Origin of the sequence: Nocardia sp. NPDC005825 (assembly GCF_040630175.1) — a bacterium.
GTDB lineage: Bacteria > Actinomycetota > Actinomycetes > Mycobacteriales > Mycobacteriaceae > Nocardia.
Genome location: NZ_JBEXXC010000008.1, coordinates 260,251 through 277,965, shown reverse-complemented (window position 1 = coordinate 277,965; position 17,715 = coordinate 260,251). Strand labels below are relative to the sequence as shown.

The following is a 17,715-nucleotide window of genomic DNA, read 5'->3' as shown; positions in this document are numbered from 1 at the left end:
CTCCGCCGCTCCGCGACTTCAGCGGGCGGAACGGGTGCCGTAGCCCGTTCTGCACCCGTGCCGGCGGACGGGTGCAGAACGGATTCTGGGCGTACCCGACGAGTTGCCCTCGCCTCGCGAAATCAGTTCTCGCGTACCGACAACTCGGTAGCGGAACGCCTGAGCTTGCCCGAGGAGGTCTTGGGCAGCGCGCCGGGGCCCAGCACGGTCACGCTGCGCGGGCGCACCCCCACCTCCGAGAACACCGCGTGCACGATGTCGTGCTCGATGCGGTGCACCTCCACCGGATTCTGGTGATCGTTGGATTCCACCACCACCGCGAAACTCTCGCGCTTCTGGCCCGCGTCGAGCCGCACCGCCACCGCGTTGCCCGGCCGAACTCCTTTGACGCGCAAGGCCGCTCGCTCGATATCGGTCGGATAGATATTGCGGCCGCCCATGATGATGACGTCCTTGATCCGGCCGCAGACGACGATATAGCCCTCCTCGGTGAAGTAGCCGACGTCGCCGGTGTCGAGCCAGCCCTCGGCGTCCTGCGCGGGGCGGAAGCCTTCGACGGTGACATAGCCGGAAGTCACCGCGGGCCCGCGCAATTCGATGACGCCGACGCTGCGGGCGGGCAGCGGCTGGCGCTCGGCGTCGACCACCCGGCCCTCCAGATTGTCGACCAGGTAGCCCAGGGTGGGCAGGCGGCGCACGCCGCCGTGATGGTGTTCCGAATCGCGGACCGGCACCGCCTTGCCGAGGGCCTCGAGCAGATCGGCGTCGACGACGTCGAGGATCTGACCCAGCCCCGGATCCGGAATGGAGACGGCCAGGGTGGTCTCGGCCATGCCGTAGACCGGGGTGAGGGCCGCGGGGTTGAGGCCGAAGCGCTGTCCGGCTCCGGCGAGCGCCTCCATGGTGTCGGCGTCGACGGGTTCCGCGCCGTTCCACATGTAGCGCACGCTGCTCAGATCCAGCGAGCCCTCGTCGGCGTTTCGTAATCGCCGGGCCAGCAGCGAATACGCGAAATTCGGTGCGGCGGTGACGGTTCCGCGATATTTGGAGATCAGCTCGGCCCACAGGATAGGCCGGGCCAGGAAGTCCAGCGGGGTCACGCACACCACTTCGGCGCCGAACTGCATGGGCACGCTGAGGAATCCGACCATCCCCATGTCGTGGAACAGCGGCAGCCAGCTGATCATCACGTCGTCGTCGAGCTGGAATTTCACCCGGTCGAACATGGCGTAGGCGTTGACGAAGAAGTTGCCGTGCGTGATCCGCACGGCCTTCGGCGAGCCGGTCGACCCGGAGGTCAACTGCTGCAACGCGATATCGTCCTCGCCGGTGGGCACCGGGTCGACCGGGTCGCCCGAGCGCATGGAGTCCAGGGTCACCACGGTGATTCCGCGTTCGCGCAGTAGCGGTTCCGCGATCTCGAAGGGTGCGCCCAGGATGACCGCCCGCGCCTCGATCATGCCCAGCACCGTCTCGGTGTCGTGGGCCCACACCTCCAGATCGGTGCGTGGCGTGGGCTGATGCAGCATGGTGAGCGAGGCGCCACGCATCCACGCCGCCTGGCATGCGGGCGCGATGTCGACCGGCATCCCGGCCAGCACGCCCACGGCGTCGCCGGGGCCGATGCCGGCGGCCGCCAGCCCGCCCGCCATGCGGCGGGCTATGTCGTGGATCTCGGCCCATGTCTGACGCAGCGGCGCGTCGGGCTCTCCGGTCACCAGTCCGCGCTGGGAAACGCGGGCGGTGGCATACATTTCGTCGGTGAAGCGGCTCACGCAGAACACTCCTCGAATGCCGGACCAGCATTCAAATATCCCGCGTTCGAGGGGAGCTGTTAACCGTTTTCGGGTGATCCGGTCTGGTATGTGAGGGTTCTGAGGATCTATCCGAGCGCCCGGACGGCCCCGGCGAAGCGGTCCAGATCCTCGAAGCTCACGAAGCAGTGCGGGGAGGCCCGAACCACCGAGTTCAGTTCTCGCGCCGACATATCCAGCAGGGTGGAGCTGCGGTGGCTCACCGTCACGGTGATCGACTCCGCGGCCAGCCGGTCGCGCACCCGGATCGGTTCCAGCCCGTCGAGGGTGAATGACACGATCCCCGCGTGCTGGATGCCCCGGTCGCGCACGTCCACGCCGGGAATCTCGGCCAGCGCCTTGCGCAGATACTCGGCGCGCTCGGCGATGGCGGCGTAGACGGCGGCCGGGCCGAGGTCGAGCAGGTACCGCACGGCCGCGCCCAGGCCCAGCCGGGCGGCGACCGAGTGCTCCCAGAACTCGAAGCGCCCGGCGTCGGGGGAGAGCACGTAGTCGTCGGGGGCGGTCCATTCGGCGCTGTGCAGGTCGAGGCGGCCGGGTTCCAGGCCCAGCGCCAGTTCTGGACGCACGTACAGGAACCCGGTGCCACGCGGGCCGCGCAGCCATTTGCGGCCGGTGGCGGACAGCGCGTCCACATCCAGGGCGGCGACGTCGAGGGGCAGCTGACCGGCCGACTGGCAGGCGTCCAGCAGCACCAGCGCGCCGGACCGGTGCGCGATGCGGGTGGCCTCGGCGACCGGGTTCACCAGGCCGCCGTTGGTCGGAACGTGAACCAGCGATACCAGTTTCACGCGTTCGTCCATCATGGCGGTGAGCGCGTCCAGGTCGAGCTGGCCGCTGCCGTCGCTGGGGATGGCCTCGACGACCGCGCCGGTCTGCCGGGAGCGTTGCAGGGCGGCGATGGCATTGCTGCCGTAGTCCGCGCCGGAGATCAGGATGCGGTCGCCGGGGGCCAGTGGGACCGAGTAGAAGAAGTCGCTCCAGGAGCGGCTGGCGCTGTCGCTGAGGGCCAGGGCGGCGGGGTCGGCGTTGATCAGTTCGCCGATCGCCGTCTTGACGGCGTACAGGTCATCGATGCGCTCGTTGGCCGCGCGGTAGCCACCGATCTCCGCTTCGCGGCGCAGGTGGGCGATGGTGGCGTCGACGACGGCCCGTGGGGGAAGGGAGGAGCCCGCACTGTCGAGAAATACCTGGTTTTCACATCCGGGGGTATCGGCCCGCAATCCAGCCATATCCAGCATGGAATCGACCATATAGCTTGCCGCGTTCTTCATTTCGTCAGATTTCTTGTCACAGTCGCTCGCTACTCTGGTTTGGGTCGTCGTTCCGATCCCCAGCGGCGACCGCATCAGACGGAGGTTGGCAATGGCTGTCACAGCGTCACCCGCCGATGTGCTGCGCAGTGGCCTGGATGTCTCGGAACCCGGCGGCGAATTCACCTCACGCGCCGCCGCCGAGGCGTATGTCGGAAAAGTCTGTTTCAAACAGGGCCCACCGTTGCTCATCGGCGCCGAACTGGAGTGGCTCACCGCGCAAGGTGAACTTTCGGCGACGAATTCGCGTCCGGACCTCACGGTTCTCGCGGACGCCCTCGGGCCGTATGCGCCGCGGTCCATTTCCCCCGATTCCCCGGCCGATCCGCTGCCGGGCGGCAGCCGGGTCACCCTCGAACCCGGCGGTCAGATCGAACTGTCCAGCGCCCCGTTCGGCACCGCCGCCGAACTGTGCGAGCGCTTGCGGGCAGACACGACCAGCTTGCGGGAGCTGCTCGAATCCCGCGGTATCCGAACCATTTCCGGCGCCGCCGACGCGGTCCGGCTGCCCGTGCGCGTCCTGCAGCTGCCGCGCTACCGGGCCATGGAGGAGTCCTTCGCCGGGCTGGGCCCGTTCGGGGCGCTCATGATGTGCAATACCGCCGCCACCCAGGTCAGCGTGGACGCGGGCGCGGACCCCGCCGAGATCGCCGCCCGCTGGCGGGCGCTGTACGCCGTGGGCCCGGCCCTGCTGGCGGCCTTCGCCTGCTCACCGGGCCTGCACACCGCCCCGCCGGGGGCGTGGGCCTCGCAGCGCATGCGGGCCTGGCAGCGGCTCGATCAGCTCCGTACCCGCCCGCCCGTGCAGGACTGGGCCGATCCCATCACCGGGTACGCCCGGTGGGCCCTGGACGTGCCCCTGCTGTGCGTGCGGGCCGAGGATCCGCCGGCCGCCGACTGGTCGGCTCCACGCGGGGCCACCTTCGCCGACTGGCTGTGCGGGGCCCTGGACGAGGAGATCGGCCGCCGCCCGGACCAGGCGGATCTCGACTATCACCTCACCACCCTGTTCCCGCCGGTCCGCGCGTCCGGGCACCTCGAGGTCCGCTACCTGGACGCGCAGCCGGGCGACGACTGGTCGGTGCCGGTGCACGTCTTCGACGCGCTGCTGTCGGATCCCGGAACCATCACGGAGGCAACGGCTCTGGCCGCCGACACCGCCGACCGCTGGTCCGAGGCCGCCCGCCGCGGCCTGGCCGACCCGGACCTGCGCGCCACCGCGGTCGCCCTGCTCGACCTGGCCGTCGCCCACGCCACCACCCGCGAGGCCGAGGCCGAGCTGGTCGCCGCCGCCGACCGATGTCGCGGCGGACTGACCCCCACCGGCGTCCACTGCGGAGGCGGCGCATGACATCTCACGAATCGGGAGTCCTCTCATGACTGTTCAGCACCTGCCGGGCTCGGACCGGGCCGAGACCGAGGCGCTGCGGTCGCGGATCGCGGAGTCCCTGGAGCGGGCGCGGCGGCGGACCATCGGGCTGACCGAATGCCTCGACGAGGCCGAGTTGGTGGCGCAGCATTCGCGGCTGATGAGCCCGCTGGTGTGGGATCTCGCGCATATCGGCAACCAGGAAGAGCTGTGGCTGGTGCGCGATGTCGGCGGACGCGAACCAGTGCGGCAGGACATCGACCACCTCTACGACGCGTTCAAACACGCCCGCGCGGATCGGCCCGCCTTGCCGCTGCTGGATCCGACGCAGGCCCGCGACTATGTCGGCGCCGTGCGCGACAAGGTGTGGGATGTGCTGGACCGCAGCCCGTTACGCGGCCCGGATCTGGTGCGGGACGGGTTCGCCTTCGGCATGATCGCCCAGCACGAGCAACAGCACGACGAGACCATGCTGGCCACCCACCAGCTGCGGACCGGTTCGGCGGTGCTGTCCGCGCCGCCGACCCCCGCCGCGCGGGCGGCCGTCACCGGCGAAGTCGTGGTTCCCGCAGGCGAATTCACCATGGGCACCGACACCGACCCGTGGGCGCTGGACAACGAACGGCCCGCGCATCCCGTCCACGTCGACGGCTTCGCCATCGACGCCGCGCCGATCACCAATGAGCAGTACCTCGCCTTCGTCGACGACGGCGGATACGAGCGGCCGGAACTGTGGTCCGAACGCGGCTGGGCGCACCGGGTGGAGGCCGGGCTGACCGCGCCGCAGTTCTGGGAGCAGGACGGCGGCGGGCGCTGGTGGCGACGGGTTTTCGGGGTCATGCAGCCGCTGCGCGCGCAGCAGCCGGTGGTGCACGTGTGCTGGTTCGAGGCCGAGGCGTACGCCCGGTGGGCCGGCAAGCGCCTGCCCACCGAGGCGGAATGGGAGAAGGCCGCGCGCTTCGACGCGAGCACCGGGCGCTCCCGCCGATTCCCGTGGGGTGATGGCGATCCCACCGAGTCGCTCGCGAATCTCGGTCAGCACCATCTGGAACCGGCCGATATCGGGGCCTATCCGGACGGCGCCTCGCCGGCCGGGGTCCATCAGCTGATCGGCGACGTGTGGGAGTGGACGTCGTCGGGTTTCGAGGCGTACCCGGGCTTCCGGGCGTTCCCGTACCGCGAATACTCCGAGGTCTTCTTCGGCGGCGACTACAAGATGTTGCGCGGCGGCTCCTTCGGCGCGGACCAGGTCGCCTGCCGCGGCACCTTCCGCAACTGGGACCACCCCATCCGACGTCAGATCTTCTCCGGCTTCCGGCTGGCCCGAGATCTGCGATCGGACGAGCGCTGATGTGCCGTCACCTGGCCTATCTGGGCCCGCCGACCCCGGTCGGCGCGCTGCTCACCCAGGGCCCGCACTCGCTGCGCACCCAGTCCTGGGCGCCGCGTGAGATGCGCGGTGGCGGCATCATCAATGCCGACGGCTTCGGCGTCGCCTGGTGGCACCACCCTGACGCGGCCGCGCTCGACCACGGCCCCGGCGTCGTCTGGCACGGTGGCGCGACCGGCGATCCCGGGGAGAACCCGCCGCTGATCGATCCGGTGGCCAGCCGCTACCGCAATCCGGTGCCGATGTGGACCGATCCGGCCGTGGACGAGGTGCTGCCGCAGATCCGCTCGACGGCGGTGCTGGCCGCGATCCGTTCCGCGACCGTGGGCATGCCCGTGGAGCGGGCGGCCTGCGCGCCGTTCGTCCACGGCCGCTGGGCGTTCAGTCACAACGGCGCGATCCCCGACTGGCGCGCGGTACTGACCGCCGTGGCCGCCGAATTCGGTTCGGGCTCCCTGCTCGAGGCCGAGGCGCTGACGGATTCCGGTGTGCTCTGGGTGATCCTGCGCCACCTGCTGGAGGACGGCGCGGAGCCGGGTGCGGTCTTGCGGCGGGTGATGACCGCGGTGCTGGAGCGGTCACCGCGGGCGCGGTTGAACTTGTTGCTGGGCAACGGGTCCGGAGTGTGGGCGACGACGTGGCATCACTCGTTGTCGCTGCTGCCGGGCGATGGGTTCGTGGTGGTGTCGTCGGAACCGTTCGACGACGATCCGCGCTGGCGGCCGATCGAGGATCGGCGGCTGGTGCGGGCGCGGGTCGGCGACATGACGGTGGAACCACTGGATATCGAGATCGGAAGGGCTGGTTCATGACTGCGGCTACGGTGGAAATCCATCTGACGGACGAGGATTTGACGACCGCGTTGCGCGAGGACGTGCGGCGCGGGCTGACGGCGGAGCCGAAGTGGCTGCCGCCCAAATGGTTCTACGACGCGCGCGGCAGCGAGCTGTTCGAGAAGATCACCGAACTGCCGGAGTACTACCCGACCCGCACCGAGCGGGCACTGCTGGAACGGGTGGTCGGGGAGATCGCGCGGATCGCCGGGGCCGAGGTGCTGGTCGAGCTCGGCGCCGGTTCGGCGGCCAAGACGCGGCTGTTGCTGAACGCGCTCTCCGCGGCGGGGCCGTTGAAGAGCTATGTGCCCCAGGATGTCTCGGTCTCGGCGCTGCGCATGGCCGCGGACGAGGTGGCGGCGGAGTTCCCGGGTCTGGCGGTGCACGGCGTGGTCAGCGACTTCACCAACACCCTGGACAACCTGCCCGGCGGCGGGCGGCGCATGGTCGCCTTCCTGGGTGGCACCATCGGCAATCTGGTTCCGGCCGAGCGCGCCGAATTCCTGGCGGGCATCCGGGATGTGCTCGAACCCGGCGAGCAGCTGCTGCTCGGGGCCGGCCTGGTCATCGATCCGGCGGTGCTGGTTCCCGCCTACGATGATGCCGCCGGTGTCACCGCGGAGTTCAATCGCAATGTGCTGCACGTCCTCAACGCCCGCCTGGGCGCGGACTTCGTGCCGGACAAGTTCGCGCACGTCGCCCTCTGGGACGCCGAGAACGAGTGGATCGAGATGCGGCTCGAGGCCACCGAGGCCATGACCGTCCGCATTCCCGAACTCGACCTCACCGTCGATTTCGCGGAGGGCGAGCAGCTGCGCACCGAGATCTCCGCGAAGTTCCGCCGCGAGGTGCTCGACAGCGAGCTGGACGCCGCCGGTTTCCGCACCGAGCACATCTGGACCGACCCGGACCAGCGGTTCGCCCTGGTGCTCGCCGAACGCCGGTAGGCGCGGCTACTTCTGCGCCGTCACGGCCGCCAGCCATTCGATGAGCGGCCGCAACTGCTCCCACGCCGCCCGGACCTCCCGGGCGGCGCGCGGGGTGGTCAGCCACTTCGGGGCGCCGAAATCCCTTCCGGCGGTGAGGGATTTGTGCCGCAGCAACTCGATGCGCGGATGGTCGATGTCGTAGCCCTTGGGCTTGGTGGCCAGCTTGTCCCCGCCGATGGCGTAGCCGTCCGCGACCAGCCGGGCGATCAGCGCCTCCAGTTCCGCGCCGCGCACCTCGTCGTCGATGGCCGTGCGCAGCGCGGTGAGCTGGGCGGCCTCGGCGGCGTACATGCCGCCGGCCACCCGCAGCCCGCCCGCGCCGATCTGCACGTACCAGCCGGAGTACTGGGCGCTGTAGACCACCGCGCCCTGATGGTTCTTGTACGGCGACTTGTCCTTGGCGAAGCGCACGTCGCGGTAGGGGCGGAAGATCTTGGCGGTGCCGAAGTCGGGTTCCAGCTCGGCGACCAGGGCCTTCATCGGATCCCGGACCGACTCTTCCCACACGGTCTTGTGGGCGGTCCAGAAGGCCTTGGAATTGTCGGCTTCCAAGTCCTCGTAGAAGTCGAGTCCGGCGAGCGGGAATCCCGTGAACGCGGTCATGGATCGAGTGTCCGTGATGCCCCGGAGCCGCGCGCGACCGCCCTAGTCCTCGAGTTCCTCGACGATGTCCATGGCGGCGACCTCCGCGGGCCGGTTGTCCTCGATCCCGAGTTCCTCGCGCTGACGGCGGCGGGTCCACTCCTGGTCGAGCTCGTCGCCGATGCCGAGGCGGCCGTCGTCGTCGTTCTCGCGATTGCGAATGACCAGGTCGGAGGGCGGGTCGGCGATGTAGCGCTGGTACTCGCGGATCTCGTCTTCCTGGTCGTCGTCGCCGAGGTCGTAGTCGAGGTTGTCGACATCGCTGTCGTAGACCTGATCGGTGTCGAAGACCTCGTCCATCAGCCGGGCGTCGTCCTCGTCGGGCCGGTCGGCCATGCGGCACCACCTCTCCGCGCTGTCAGCGCACCAGTAGCAAACCGTACGTCCGACCCAACGCTACCGCCTGCCAGCCCAAACGAACACGCTTGCCGACCCCATTTCACGCAGAAGCGCCCCTCCTGAATCCAGGAGGGGCGCTTCGATGCGAGTGCTGTTACGCGTTGCCGTTGAAAAGGCCGGTGACAGAGCCGTTCTCGAAGACCTCGCGGATCGTCTGCGCCAGCAGCGGCGCGATCGACAGCACGGTCAGGGTCGGGAACTTCTTGGCCTCGTCGATCGGCAGCGTGTTGGTGACCACGACCTCCTTGGCCCCGCAGTTGGCGAGGCGCTCGGCGGCCGGATCGGACAGGATGCCGTGGGTGGCGGCGATGACGACGTCGCCCGCGCCGGCCTTCTTGAGCACCTTGACCGCGCCGGCGATGGTGCCACCGGTGTCGATCATGTCGTCGATCAGGATGCAGGTGCGGCCCTCGACCTCACCGACCACGCGGTTGGAGACGGTCTGGTTGGGGACCAGCGGGTCGCGGGTCTTGTGGATGAACGCCATCGGCGCGTCCGCCAGCGAGTTGGCCCACTTCTCGGCGACCTTCACGCGGCCGGCGTCGGGGGAGACGACCGTGATGTTGGACAGGTCGTAGTTGTTGCGGATGTGCTCGGCCAGCTGCACCTGCGCGTGCATGTGATCGACCGGGCCGTCGAAGAAGCCCTGGATCTGATCGGTGTGCAGGTCGATGGTGATGATCCGGTCCGCGCCCGCGGTCTTGAGCAGGTCGGCGACCAGGCGGGCCGAGATGGGCTCACGGCCGCGGTGCTTCTTGTCCTGGCGGGCGTAGGGGTAGAACGGCAGCACCGAGGTGATGCGCTTGGCCGAACCGCGCTTGAGCGCGTCGATCATGATCAGGTGCTCCATGACCCACTGGTTCAGCGGGGCCGGGAAGCTCTGCAGCACGAAGGCGTCGGAGCCGCGGACCGATTCCTCGAACCGGACGAAGGTCTCGCCGTTCGCGAAATCACGAGCGGTCTGGGGGGTGACGTGGACGTTGAGTTCCTTCGCCACCGCCTCGGCGAGCTCGGGATGAGCGCGTCCCGAGAACAGCATCAGATTCTTCTGGTTATCGGTAGAGAACGCGGTCACTGACGTTCGCCATCCTTTTGCTCGTTGGTTTTCTCGGTGGTTCCCGCATCCTCCGGGTTCGAAGCGAGAGCCGCTTCGGCCGCGCGGGCGGCATCGGTACCGGGGCGATTGCGCTGCACCCAACCCTCGAGATTGCGCTGTGCTCCACCCGATACCGCGAGCGCCCCCGGAGGAACGTTTCTGCGCAGTACAGTACCCGCCGCCGAGTACGCGCCGTCACCCACGGTGACCGGGGCGACGAACATGGTGTCGCTACCGGTCCGCACATGCGAGCCGACCGTGGTGTGGTGCTTCTTGACGCCGTCGTAATTGACGAAAACGCTGGATGCGCCGATATTGCTGTACTCGCCGATGGTGGCGTCGCCCACATAGGTCAGGTGCGGGACCTTGGAGTGCGCGCCGATGGTGGCGTTCTTGGTCTCGACGAAGCCGCCGATCTTGCCCTCCGCGCCGAGCGAGGTGCCGGGCCGCAGGTAGGCGAAGGGGCCGACGTTGGCGCCCGCGCCGATGCTGGACTTCTCGCCGTGGGTGCGGACCACCTTGGCGCGGTCGCCGACGGTGACATCGGTGAGCGTGCAGTCGGGGCCGATCTCGGCGTCCTCACCGATCACGGTGTCGCCCAACAGCTGTACGCCGGGCCGGATGACGGTGTCGCGGCCGATCACCACATTGCCGTCGATCCAGGTGGTGCCCGGATCGATGATGGTGACCCCGGCGCGCATGTGCCGTTCCAGGATGTAGCGGTTCAGCGTCTTGGCGGCCCCGGCCAGCTGCACCCGGTCGTTCACGCCGGTGACCTTGGCGGAATCCACCAGCCGCGCGCCGTGCACCGGGTGCCCGGCCTCGCGGGCGAGCTTGAGCACGTCGGTCAGGTACAGCTCGTGGCGGGCGTTGGCGGTGTCGATGCGCGAGATCATGATTCGCAGCACGGCCGCGTCGAAGACGTAGACGCCGGAGTTGACCTCGGTGATCGCGGCCTGTTCCGGGGTGGCGTCGGCGTGCTCGACGATCTCCAGGACCCGGCCCTCGTCATCGCGCACGATGCGGCCGTAGCCGTTCGGGTCCTCGGGCACGAAAGTCAGTACGGTGGCGGCGGATCCGTCGGAATAGCTGCGGTGCTCGTCGAGGAGAGCGTGCAGGGTGTGGCCGTCCAGCAGCGGGACGTCGGCGTAGGTGACGAGGACATCGCCCGCGAAATCCTCGGGCAGCGAGGTGAGCGCGCACTGTACGGCGTGGCCGGTGCCGCGCTGCTCGTTCTGTACCGCCAGGGTGATCGGGCGGCCCAGTTCCGCTCCCACCTTGCCGACCGCGTCGCCGACCTGTTCGCGATCATGGCCGATCACGGTGATGAGCGACGTCGGGTCGATCTCGTGCGCGGCATGCAACGCGTGCGCGAGCATGCTCCGGCCGGCCAGCGGGTGCAACACCTTGGGTGTCTTGGACCGCATTCGGGTTCCGGCTCCGGCGGCGAGAACGACGACGGCGGTCTCCTGTGGCATGGATCTCCCTCGGCTGCCAGTCATCGTGTGCTGAGTCAGGTTGTGCGGGGCCAACCATAGCGACCCTGCGCGCGAGCTCCGCCGCCAGGACTCGAACCTGGACAAACTGAACCAAAATCAGTTGTGCTGCCATTACACCACGGCGGATTGCAGCGTCATGCGGGTCTGATCCTCGCATGAAGTACGCCTCCACGTCGAACCGCTTACACAGTGTCGATCGTGTCTGTCGATAGGCTACCTACCGAACCGCGGTGGGCGCGGGGCGCGCGACCCCGCAAAGGTGCTCGCGGGCAGGGCGAAAGGGGCAGGTGGGCGATGACGGCTGGTGAGGGCCAACGGCCGGCGCGGGCGCGCATGACCGGCACCCAGCGTCGTCAGCAGCTCATCGAGATCGGGCGGGCGCTGTTCGCCGAGCGCGGCTACGACGCCACCTCGATCGAGGAGATCGCGGCGCGGGCGCAGGTGTCGAAACCGGTGGTGTACGAGCACTTCGGCGGCAAGGAGGGGCTGTACGCCGTCGTGGTCGACCGGGAGATGTCGACGCTGCTCGAGATGATCACCTCCTCGCTCACCCAGAATCGTTCGCGGGTGCGGCTCGAGCAGGTGGCGCTGGCGTTGCTCACCTATATGGAGGAGCGCACCGACGGCTTCCGGATCCTGATGCGGGATCAGCCGGTGTCGGCGGCCGAGGGCACCTATTCGAGTCTGCTCAACGAGGCCGTGAATCAGGTGGCCCATATTCTCGCCGGGGATTTCGAACGTCGCGGCCTGGATCCGACTCTGGCGACGCTGTACGGGCAGGCGCTGGTGGGAATGGTTGCGACGGCGGCGACCTGGTGGCTGGACGAGCGCCAGCCGTCGAAGGAAGTGGTGGCCGCGCACTTGGTGAATCTGTGCTGGAACGGGCTCACGCATTTGGAGGCGGAACCGGAGTTGAAGTCGGAATGGCCGAGCGGCAAGGGGTTATAGAACCCTGCGGTCTGAATTTTGGTCTGATATGTCTGTCGTAGCGGGGCAGAACTGGACAGTTAACCAGCGAATTGCGAAGGAGGACGGGTCGAATGCTCGAATCGGCTGGCAGCACGCAGCCGGGTGGTACGGTTCACCCATCCTTCGAGTGCTGTTCGAACTGTGATGTCGGTCAACTTCGGGATGGCGGTCTACTTCAGGATGGCTGGTTTGATGACGGGCGGATCTGATGGCTAGGCAAGCGCGTGCGGAGATCACTCGCGATTCCGTGCTCGCGGGCGCTGCCGATGTCTTTCTCCGACTGGGCTACGCGAACGCGTCCCTGTCCGAGATCATCGCGCAGTCGAATGTGACCAAGGGCGCCTTGTACTTTCACTTCGGATCCAAGGAAGAACTGGCGCGCGCGGTCGTCGATCAGGGCAACGAGCGACTGATCAGCGCATGCCAGGGTTTCTTCGATCCGCGGGTGCCCGCGCTGGAGGCGTGCATCGGGATCACCTACGTGGTCGCCGATCTCACCATGAACGACCCCATGGTCGGCGCGATGCTCAAACTCACCCACCAGATCGGCGACTACCGCGGCGCGACAGGCGACAATATCGCCAAGACCTGGGGCGAGACGCACCGTTTGCTCGCCGAACGCGCGATCGCCCAGGGCGACCTCGAGCCCGACCTCGACCCCGACACCATCGGCATGCTCCTACAGGAGATGACCACCGGCGTCCACATCGTCGCGGTCAGCACCGAGTCCATCGACCAGATGGCCACCCGCATGGAACGCGCCTGGTACTTCCTCCTGCCGAGCATCGTCCCCCAGGAGAAGGTCGCCTACTTCCGCGAGTTCGCCGCCCGCCGCCTCCGCCGCTACGTGCAGTGACTACGGCCCCTCCGCTGCGCTCCCCCGCTCCGTCAGTCCAGAATCGGGACGGCCGCGAACGGCGAGGTGTTCATTCCCGAAGGTTCGGAGTGAAGGGTCGCGGCATGGGGCTGATGCAGGCTGTCAGCGGCCTTCACTAGACTCGGTGGGTCGTTCTGAAACGCTGATCTGCGCCGAGGAGTCTCCGCATGACCACCGATCGTCCGCCTCTGTCGGGACTTGCTGCGGTAGCGGGTGCCGACGCCGCGTTGACGCAGGTCGCGAGCCTGATCGGGCGCGCGGAGGCCAGGCTGGTCGCGCCGTCGGCGGTGCGGCCGTTCGTGGCCTCGACCATTGCCGGGCAGCGGCCGCTGCTGGTGGTGACGGCCACCGGGCGCGAGGCCGATGATCTGACCGCCGAGCTGACCGAGATCCTGGGCGATTCGGTCGCGCTGTTCCCGTCCTGGGAGACGCTGCCGCACGAGCGGCTCTCGCCGGGGGCGGACACCGTGGGGCGGCGGATGCAGGTTTTGCGGCGGCTGGCGCATCCGGAGGATCCGGGGGTGACCGGGCCGCTGCGGGTGGTGGTGACCACGGTGCGCTCGCTCATGCAGCCGATGGCGGCGGGGCTGGGGGAGGTCGAGCCGATCGTGCTGCGACCCGGCGCCGAGTTCGACTTCGACGAATTGCTCACGCGGCTGGTGGAATTCGCCTACGAGCGGGTCGACATGGTCGGCAAGCGCGGCGAATTCGCGGTCCGCGGCGGCATTCTGGACCTTTTCCCGCCCACCGCGGATCATCCTGTGCGCGTGGAGTTCTGGGGTGACGAGGTCTCCGAGCTGCGCGCCTTCTCGGTGCAGGACCAGCGTTCCATCCACGAGGTGCCGATCGATCTGGTGGTCGCGCCGCCCTGCCGCGAACTGCTGCTGACCGACGCCCTGCGCGAGCGCGCCGCCCAGGTGGCCGCCGACAATCCGGCCGACGCCGCGCTGGTCGAGATGCTGGAGAAGATCGCCGAGGGCATCCCGGTGGAGGGCATGGAGGCGCTGCTGCCGGTGCTGCAGCCCGGCGAACTCCAGCTGCTGGTGGACGCGCTGCCCGCGGAAACCCATGTGCTGCTGTGTGATCCGGAGAAGGTCCGCACCCGCGCCGCCGACCTGGTCCGCACCGGGCAGGAATTCCTGGAGGCGTCGTGGACGGCGGCCTCCTTCGGCGGGGCCGCCCCGCTGGGCGCGCACGGCCTGGACCTGGCCGCCTCCGGCTATCGCGGCCTGGACGTGGTGCACGCCGACGCCGACCGCCGCGGCCTGCCGTGGTGGACGCTGAGCCCGCTGGCCGCCGACGCCCCGGACGAGATCGTGCTGCCGGTGCTGGCCGCCGCCTCCGCGCGCGGTTCGGAGGAACTGGTCGCCACCATCTTCGCCTCGCTGCGCGCGCACGTCGCCACCGGCGGCCGCGCGGTCATCGTGGTGGCGGGACACGGTACGGCGCAACGCATTCTGGAACGCCTCGCCGACGCCGAAGTGCCCGCCGCGGCGCTGGACGCCGGCGCCGAGCCGGTCCGCGGACTGGTCGGCGTGCTGTGCGGTTCGCTGCACGACGGCGTGGTGTTCGACGACGCCAAGCTGGTGGTGATCGCCGAATCCGACCTCACCGGCAACCGGGTCACCGCGCCCGGCGAGGGCAAGAAGCTGCCCGCCCGCCGCCGCAACCAGGTCGATCCGCTGGCCCTGACCGCGGGCGACATGGTGGTGCACGATCAGCACGGCATCGGCCGCTTCGTGGAGATGATCGAGCGCACCATCGGCGGCGCGCGCCGCGAGTACCTGGTCATCGAATACGCGCCCGGCAAGCGCGGCCAGCCCGGCGACCGGCTGTTCGTGCCGATGGACTCCCTCGACCAGCTGTCCCGCTATGTCGGCGGCGAGATGCCGTCGCTGTCCAAGCTGGGCGGTTCGGACTGGGCCAATACCAAACGCAAGGCGCGCAAGGCGGTTCGCGAGATCGCCACCGAGCTGGTGCAGCTCTACGCCGCCCGCCAGGCCGCGCCCGGTCACGCCTTCGCCCCGGACACCCCGTGGCAGCAGGAGATGGAGGACGCGTTCGCGTTCACCGAGACCATCGACCAGCTCTCGGCCATCGCCGAAGTGAAGTCCGATATGGAGAAGGCGGTCCCGATGGACCGCGTCATCTGCGGTGACGTCGGCTACGGCAAGACCGAGATCGCGGTGCGCGCGGCATTCAAGGCGGTGCAGGACGGCAAGCAGGTCGCGGTGCTGGTGCCGACCACGCTGCTGGCGCAACAGCATCTGCAGACCTTCACCGAGCGAATGGCCGGATTCCCGGTGGTGGTGAAGGGCCTGTCCCGGTTCACCGACGCCGCCGAATCGCGCGAGATCCTGGAGGGCATGACCACCAAGGATGTCGACATCGTGGTGGGCACGCACCGGCTGTTGCAGACGGGCGTGCGCTGGAAGGATCTCGGCCTGGTCATCGTCGACGAGGAGCAGCGTTTCGGCGTCGAGCACAAGGAGCACATCAAGGCGCTGCGCACGCACGTCGACGTGCTGACCATGTCGGCCACGCCGATTCCGCGCACCCTGGAGATGTCGCTAGCGGGCATCCGCGAGATGTCGACCATCCTCACCCCGCCCGAGGAACGGCATCCCGTCCTCACCTATGTCGGCGCCTACAACGACAAGCAGGTGGCCGCGGCCATCCGCCGTGAGCTGCTGCGCGACGGCCAGGTGTTCTACGTGCACAACCGGGTGTCGTCGATCGACAAGGCGGCCAAGAAGATTCGCGACCTGGTGCCGGAGGCCCGGGTGGTGGTCGCGCACGGGCAGATGAACGAGGACATGCTCGAGAAGACCGTGCAGGGCTTCTGGGAGCGGGAATTCGACGTGCTGGTGTGCACCACCATCATCGAGACCGGTCTGGACATCTCCAATGCCAACACCCTGCTGGTGGAACGCGCCGACGCCCTGGGCCTTTCGCAGCTGCACCAGCTGCGCGGCCGCGTCGGCCGGTCGCGGGAACGCGGGTACGCCTACTTCCTGTACCCGCCGGAGAAGCCGCTCACCGAGACCGCCTACGACCGGCTCGCCACCATCTCGCAGAACTCGGATCTGGGCGCCGGCATGGCGGTGGCCATGAAGGACCTGGAGATTCGCGGCGCGGGCAACGTGCTGGGCGCCGAACAGTCCGGCCACGTCGCGGGCGTCGGCTTCGACCTCTACGTGCGCCTGGTCGGGGAGGCGGTGGAGGCGTATCGCGCCGCCGCCGACGGCCGCCCGATCTCGGTCGACGAGGAGGTCAGGGAGGTGCGCATCGACCTGCCCGTGGACGCGCACATTCCGCCCGACTACATCACCTCCGATCGCCTGCGCCTGGAGGCGTATCGCAAACTCGCCGCCGCCCAGGACGATTCGGGGCTGTCGGCGGTGGTCGAGGAGCTGGTGGACCGGTACGGGCCGCTGCCGGTGGAGGTGGGCCGCCTGGTGTCGGTGGCCAAGCTGCGGTTGCTGGCCCGCGCCTACTCGATCGCCGAGATCGGCGTCACCGGGACCACGGTGAAGGTGTCGCCGCTGCAACTGCCGGACTCCAAACAGCTGCGCCTCAAGCGGCTCTACCCGAACGCCACCTATCGCGCCGCCACCGGCATCGTCCAGCTGCCGCTGCCGCGGGTGGAGGACAGTGTCGGCGCGGCCCGGGTCCGCGACGTCCAGGTGCTGCAGTTCGTGGCCGATCTGCTGCTGGCCTTGGACGGAAAGGCGCCCGGCGCCGTGGATGTCCGGGTTCCGGCCGAGGTGATGGCCGACCGATGACATCGGGGGAGGGCGTCGCCGCCGAGACCGCGGCCGATACCGCGCGCATGACCGAGGCGCTGGGTGAGGCCGTCGAGGTGATGGATCGGCTGTGGAACTTCGGCGGCTGGGAGGTGACGCAGACCCACGATTCGCTGCGCCCCTACCTGCTGGAGGAGACCTACGAGCTGCTCGACGCCATCCAGGACGAGGACGCCGAGACCATCAAGGAGGAGCTCGGCGATCTGCTGCTGCAGGTGCTGTTCCACTCCCGGATCGCCGAGGCCGCAGGCGAATTCACAGTCGCGGAGGTGGCGGCGGCGCTGGTCGCCAAGCTGGTGCACCGCAGCCCGCACCTGAGCGACACGCTCGACGCTTCCGGCGTGTCGGTGGCGGAGAAGATCGCGGCGCAGGAAAAGGCTTGGGAGGAGCGGAAATCCGCCGAGAAGGCGCGGCGCTCCTGCCTCGACGGGATCGCCATGGCGCAGCCCGCGCTGGCGCTCGCGGAGAAGGTGCGCTCGCGCGGCATCAAGGCGGGTTTACCGGAGGAACTGATTCCGGCCGCCCTGCGGGTGGTGGAGCTCGGCGGGCCCGACAGCGCCGAAGAACGCCTGCGCAAGGCCACTCTCGGCTTCGCCGCCACGGTGCGCGCCGCCGAGGACGCCGCGGAAATCGATCGAGGCACGCGCGACGCGCTGACCGCCGAGGATTGGCATCGGTACTGGCCGCACGGCTGACCCGCCGAGCGGACGGACCTGGAA

14 protein-coding genes and 1 tRNA gene are annotated in these 17,715 nt (G+C 69.0%); 8 read left to right on the top strand and 7 right to left on the bottom strand.

The window, feature by feature from the left end; translation table 11 throughout:
• Window positions 1–122: 122 nt before the first annotated feature.
• Entirely contained in the window at window positions 123–1,775 is a 1,653-nt protein-coding gene (locus ABZ382_RS22855; RefSeq protein ID WP_357092020.1) for a fatty acyl-AMP ligase, read from the bottom strand.
• 107 nt (window positions 1,776–1,882) lie between these two features.
• On the bottom strand, window positions 1,883–3,055 hold the full coding sequence (locus ABZ382_RS22850; protein WP_357092017.1) for an aminotransferase class V-fold PLP-dependent enzyme: 1,173 nt from the start codon (window positions 3,053–3,055) through the stop codon (window positions 1,883–1,885).
• Window positions 3,056–3,179: 124 nt separating this feature from the next.
• Here ABZ382_RS22850 and egtA point away from each other — a divergent pair, with 124 nt between their 5' ends.
• The 4 genes from egtA to egtD are packed head-to-tail and all read left to right on the top strand — an operon-like array spanning window position 3,180 to window position 7,666.
• Complete coding sequence (gene egtA / locus ABZ382_RS22845) at window positions 3,180–4,478, top strand: ergothioneine biosynthesis glutamate--cysteine ligase EgtA (protein ID WP_357092014.1); 1,299 nt, start codon at window positions 3,180–3,182, stop codon at window positions 4,476–4,478.
• A gap of 25 nt (window positions 4,479–4,503) precedes the next feature.
• Window positions 4,504–5,847, top strand: a complete 1,344-nt coding sequence (gene egtB / locus ABZ382_RS22840; RefSeq protein WP_357092011.1) for an ergothioneine biosynthesis protein EgtB — start codon at window positions 4,504–4,506, stop codon at window positions 5,845–5,847.
• On the top strand, window positions 5,847–6,698 hold the full coding sequence (locus ABZ382_RS22835; RefSeq protein ID WP_357092008.1) for a class II glutamine amidotransferase: 852 nt from the start codon (window positions 5,847–5,849) through the stop codon (window positions 6,696–6,698). Before egtB ends, ABZ382_RS22835 begins: the two co-directional genes overlap by 1 nt.
• On the top strand, window positions 6,695–7,666 hold the full coding sequence (gene egtD, locus ABZ382_RS22830) for an L-histidine N(alpha)-methyltransferase (protein ID WP_357092005.1): 972 nt from the start codon (window positions 6,695–6,697) through the stop codon (window positions 7,664–7,666). The genes ABZ382_RS22835 and egtD overlap by 4 nt, the downstream gene beginning before the upstream one ends.
• 6 nt (window positions 7,667–7,672) lie before the next feature.
• Here egtD and ABZ382_RS22825 read toward each other — a convergent pair whose 3' ends face one another.
• The 5 genes from ABZ382_RS22825 to ABZ382_RS22805 form a co-directional block, all read right to left on the bottom strand.
• Entirely contained in the window at window positions 7,673–8,311 is a 639-nt protein-coding gene (locus ABZ382_RS22825; protein WP_357092003.1) for a DUF2461 domain-containing protein, read from the bottom strand.
• Window positions 8,312–8,353: 42 nt separating this feature from the next.
• Window positions 8,354–8,686 carry a hypothetical protein gene (locus ABZ382_RS22820; RefSeq protein ID WP_357092000.1) on the bottom strand — a complete coding sequence of 111 codons (333 nt, stop codon included), beginning with the start codon at window positions 8,684–8,686 and terminating at the stop codon, window positions 8,354–8,356.
• 157 nt (window positions 8,687–8,843) lie between these two features.
• Window positions 8,844–9,824 (bottom strand): ribose-phosphate diphosphokinase, encoded by a 981-nt coding sequence (locus ABZ382_RS22815; RefSeq protein WP_357091997.1) that lies wholly within the window; start codon window positions 9,822–9,824, stop codon window positions 8,844–8,846.
• Complete coding sequence (gene glmU, locus ABZ382_RS22810) at window positions 9,821–11,323, bottom strand: bifunctional UDP-N-acetylglucosamine diphosphorylase/glucosamine-1-phosphate N-acetyltransferase GlmU (RefSeq protein ID WP_357091994.1); 1,503 nt, start codon at window positions 11,321–11,323, stop codon at window positions 9,821–9,823. The genes ABZ382_RS22815 and glmU overlap by 4 nt, the downstream gene beginning before the upstream one ends.
• Before the next feature lie 76 nt (window positions 11,324–11,399).
• Window positions 11,400–11,470: transfer RNA gene (locus ABZ382_RS22805), tRNA-Gln, on the bottom strand.
• A gap of 207 nt (window positions 11,471–11,677) precedes the next feature.
• Between ABZ382_RS22805 and ABZ382_RS22800 the strand changes: the two genes are divergently transcribed.
• From ABZ382_RS22800 to ABZ382_RS22785, 4 genes are all read left to right on the top strand, one after another.
• The gene (locus tag ABZ382_RS22800) at window positions 11,678–12,292 is read left to right on the top strand and encodes a TetR/AcrR family transcriptional regulator (RefSeq protein ID WP_357092380.1); all 615 of its coding nucleotides are present in this window, start codon (window positions 11,678–11,680) and stop codon (window positions 12,290–12,292) included.
• Window positions 12,293–12,521: 229 nt separating this feature from the next.
• Entirely contained in the window at window positions 12,522–13,169 is a 648-nt protein-coding gene (locus ABZ382_RS22795; RefSeq protein ID WP_357091991.1) for a TetR/AcrR family transcriptional regulator, read from the top strand.
• A 188-nt stretch (window positions 13,170–13,357) separates the two neighbouring features.
• Window positions 13,358–16,975, top strand: a complete 3,618-nt coding sequence (mfd, locus tag ABZ382_RS22790) for a transcription-repair coupling factor (RefSeq protein WP_357091988.1) — start codon at window positions 13,358–13,360, stop codon at window positions 16,973–16,975.
• Between the two features lie 47 nt (window positions 16,976–17,022).
• Window positions 17,023–17,691: a MazG family protein gene (locus tag ABZ382_RS22785; protein WP_357092378.1), complete on the top strand. Its 669-nt coding sequence runs from the start codon at window positions 17,023–17,025 to the stop codon at window positions 17,689–17,691.
• Window positions 17,692–17,715: the final 24 nt, after the last annotated feature.

Bases quoted from the DNA above. Each gene is read 5' to 3' on its own strand.
- ABZ382_RS22850 (WP_357092017.1), bottom strand. From the start codon at position 3,055: ATGCTGGATATGGCTGGATTGCGGGCCGATACCCCCGGATGTGAAAAC.
- egtA (WP_357092014.1), top strand. From the start codon at position 3,180: ATGGCTGTCACAGCGTCACCCGCCGATGTGCTGCGCAGTGGCCTGGAT.
- egtB (WP_357092011.1), top strand. From the start codon at position 4,504: ATGACTGTTCAGCACCTGCCGGGCTCGGACCGGGCCGAGACCGAGGCG.
- ABZ382_RS22835 (WP_357092008.1), top strand. From the start codon at position 5,847: ATGTGCCGTCACCTGGCCTATCTGGGCCCGCCGACCCCGGTCGGCGCG.
- egtD (WP_357092005.1), top strand. From the start codon at position 6,695: ATGACTGCGGCTACGGTGGAAATCCATCTGACGGACGAGGATTTGACG.
- ABZ382_RS22825 (WP_357092003.1), bottom strand. From the start codon at position 8,311: ATGACCGCGTTCACGGGATTCCCGCTCGCCGGACTCGACTTCTACGAG.
- ABZ382_RS22820 (WP_357092000.1), bottom strand. From the start codon at position 8,686: ATGGCCGACCGGCCCGACGAGGACGACGCCCGGCTGATGGACGAGGTC.
- glmU (WP_357091994.1), bottom strand. From the start codon at position 11,323: ATGCCACAGGAGACCGCCGTCGTCGTTCTCGCCGCCGGAGCCGGAACC.
- ABZ382_RS22800 (WP_357092380.1), top strand. From the start codon at position 11,678: ATGACCGGCACCCAGCGTCGTCAGCAGCTCATCGAGATCGGGCGGGCG.
- ABZ382_RS22795 (WP_357091991.1), top strand. From the start codon at position 12,522: ATGGCTAGGCAAGCGCGTGCGGAGATCACTCGCGATTCCGTGCTCGCG.
- mfd (WP_357091988.1), top strand. From the start codon at position 13,358: ATGACCACCGATCGTCCGCCTCTGTCGGGACTTGCTGCGGTAGCGGGT.
- ABZ382_RS22785 (WP_357092378.1), top strand. From the start codon at position 17,023: ATGACCGAGGCGCTGGGTGAGGCCGTCGAGGTGATGGATCGGCTGTGG.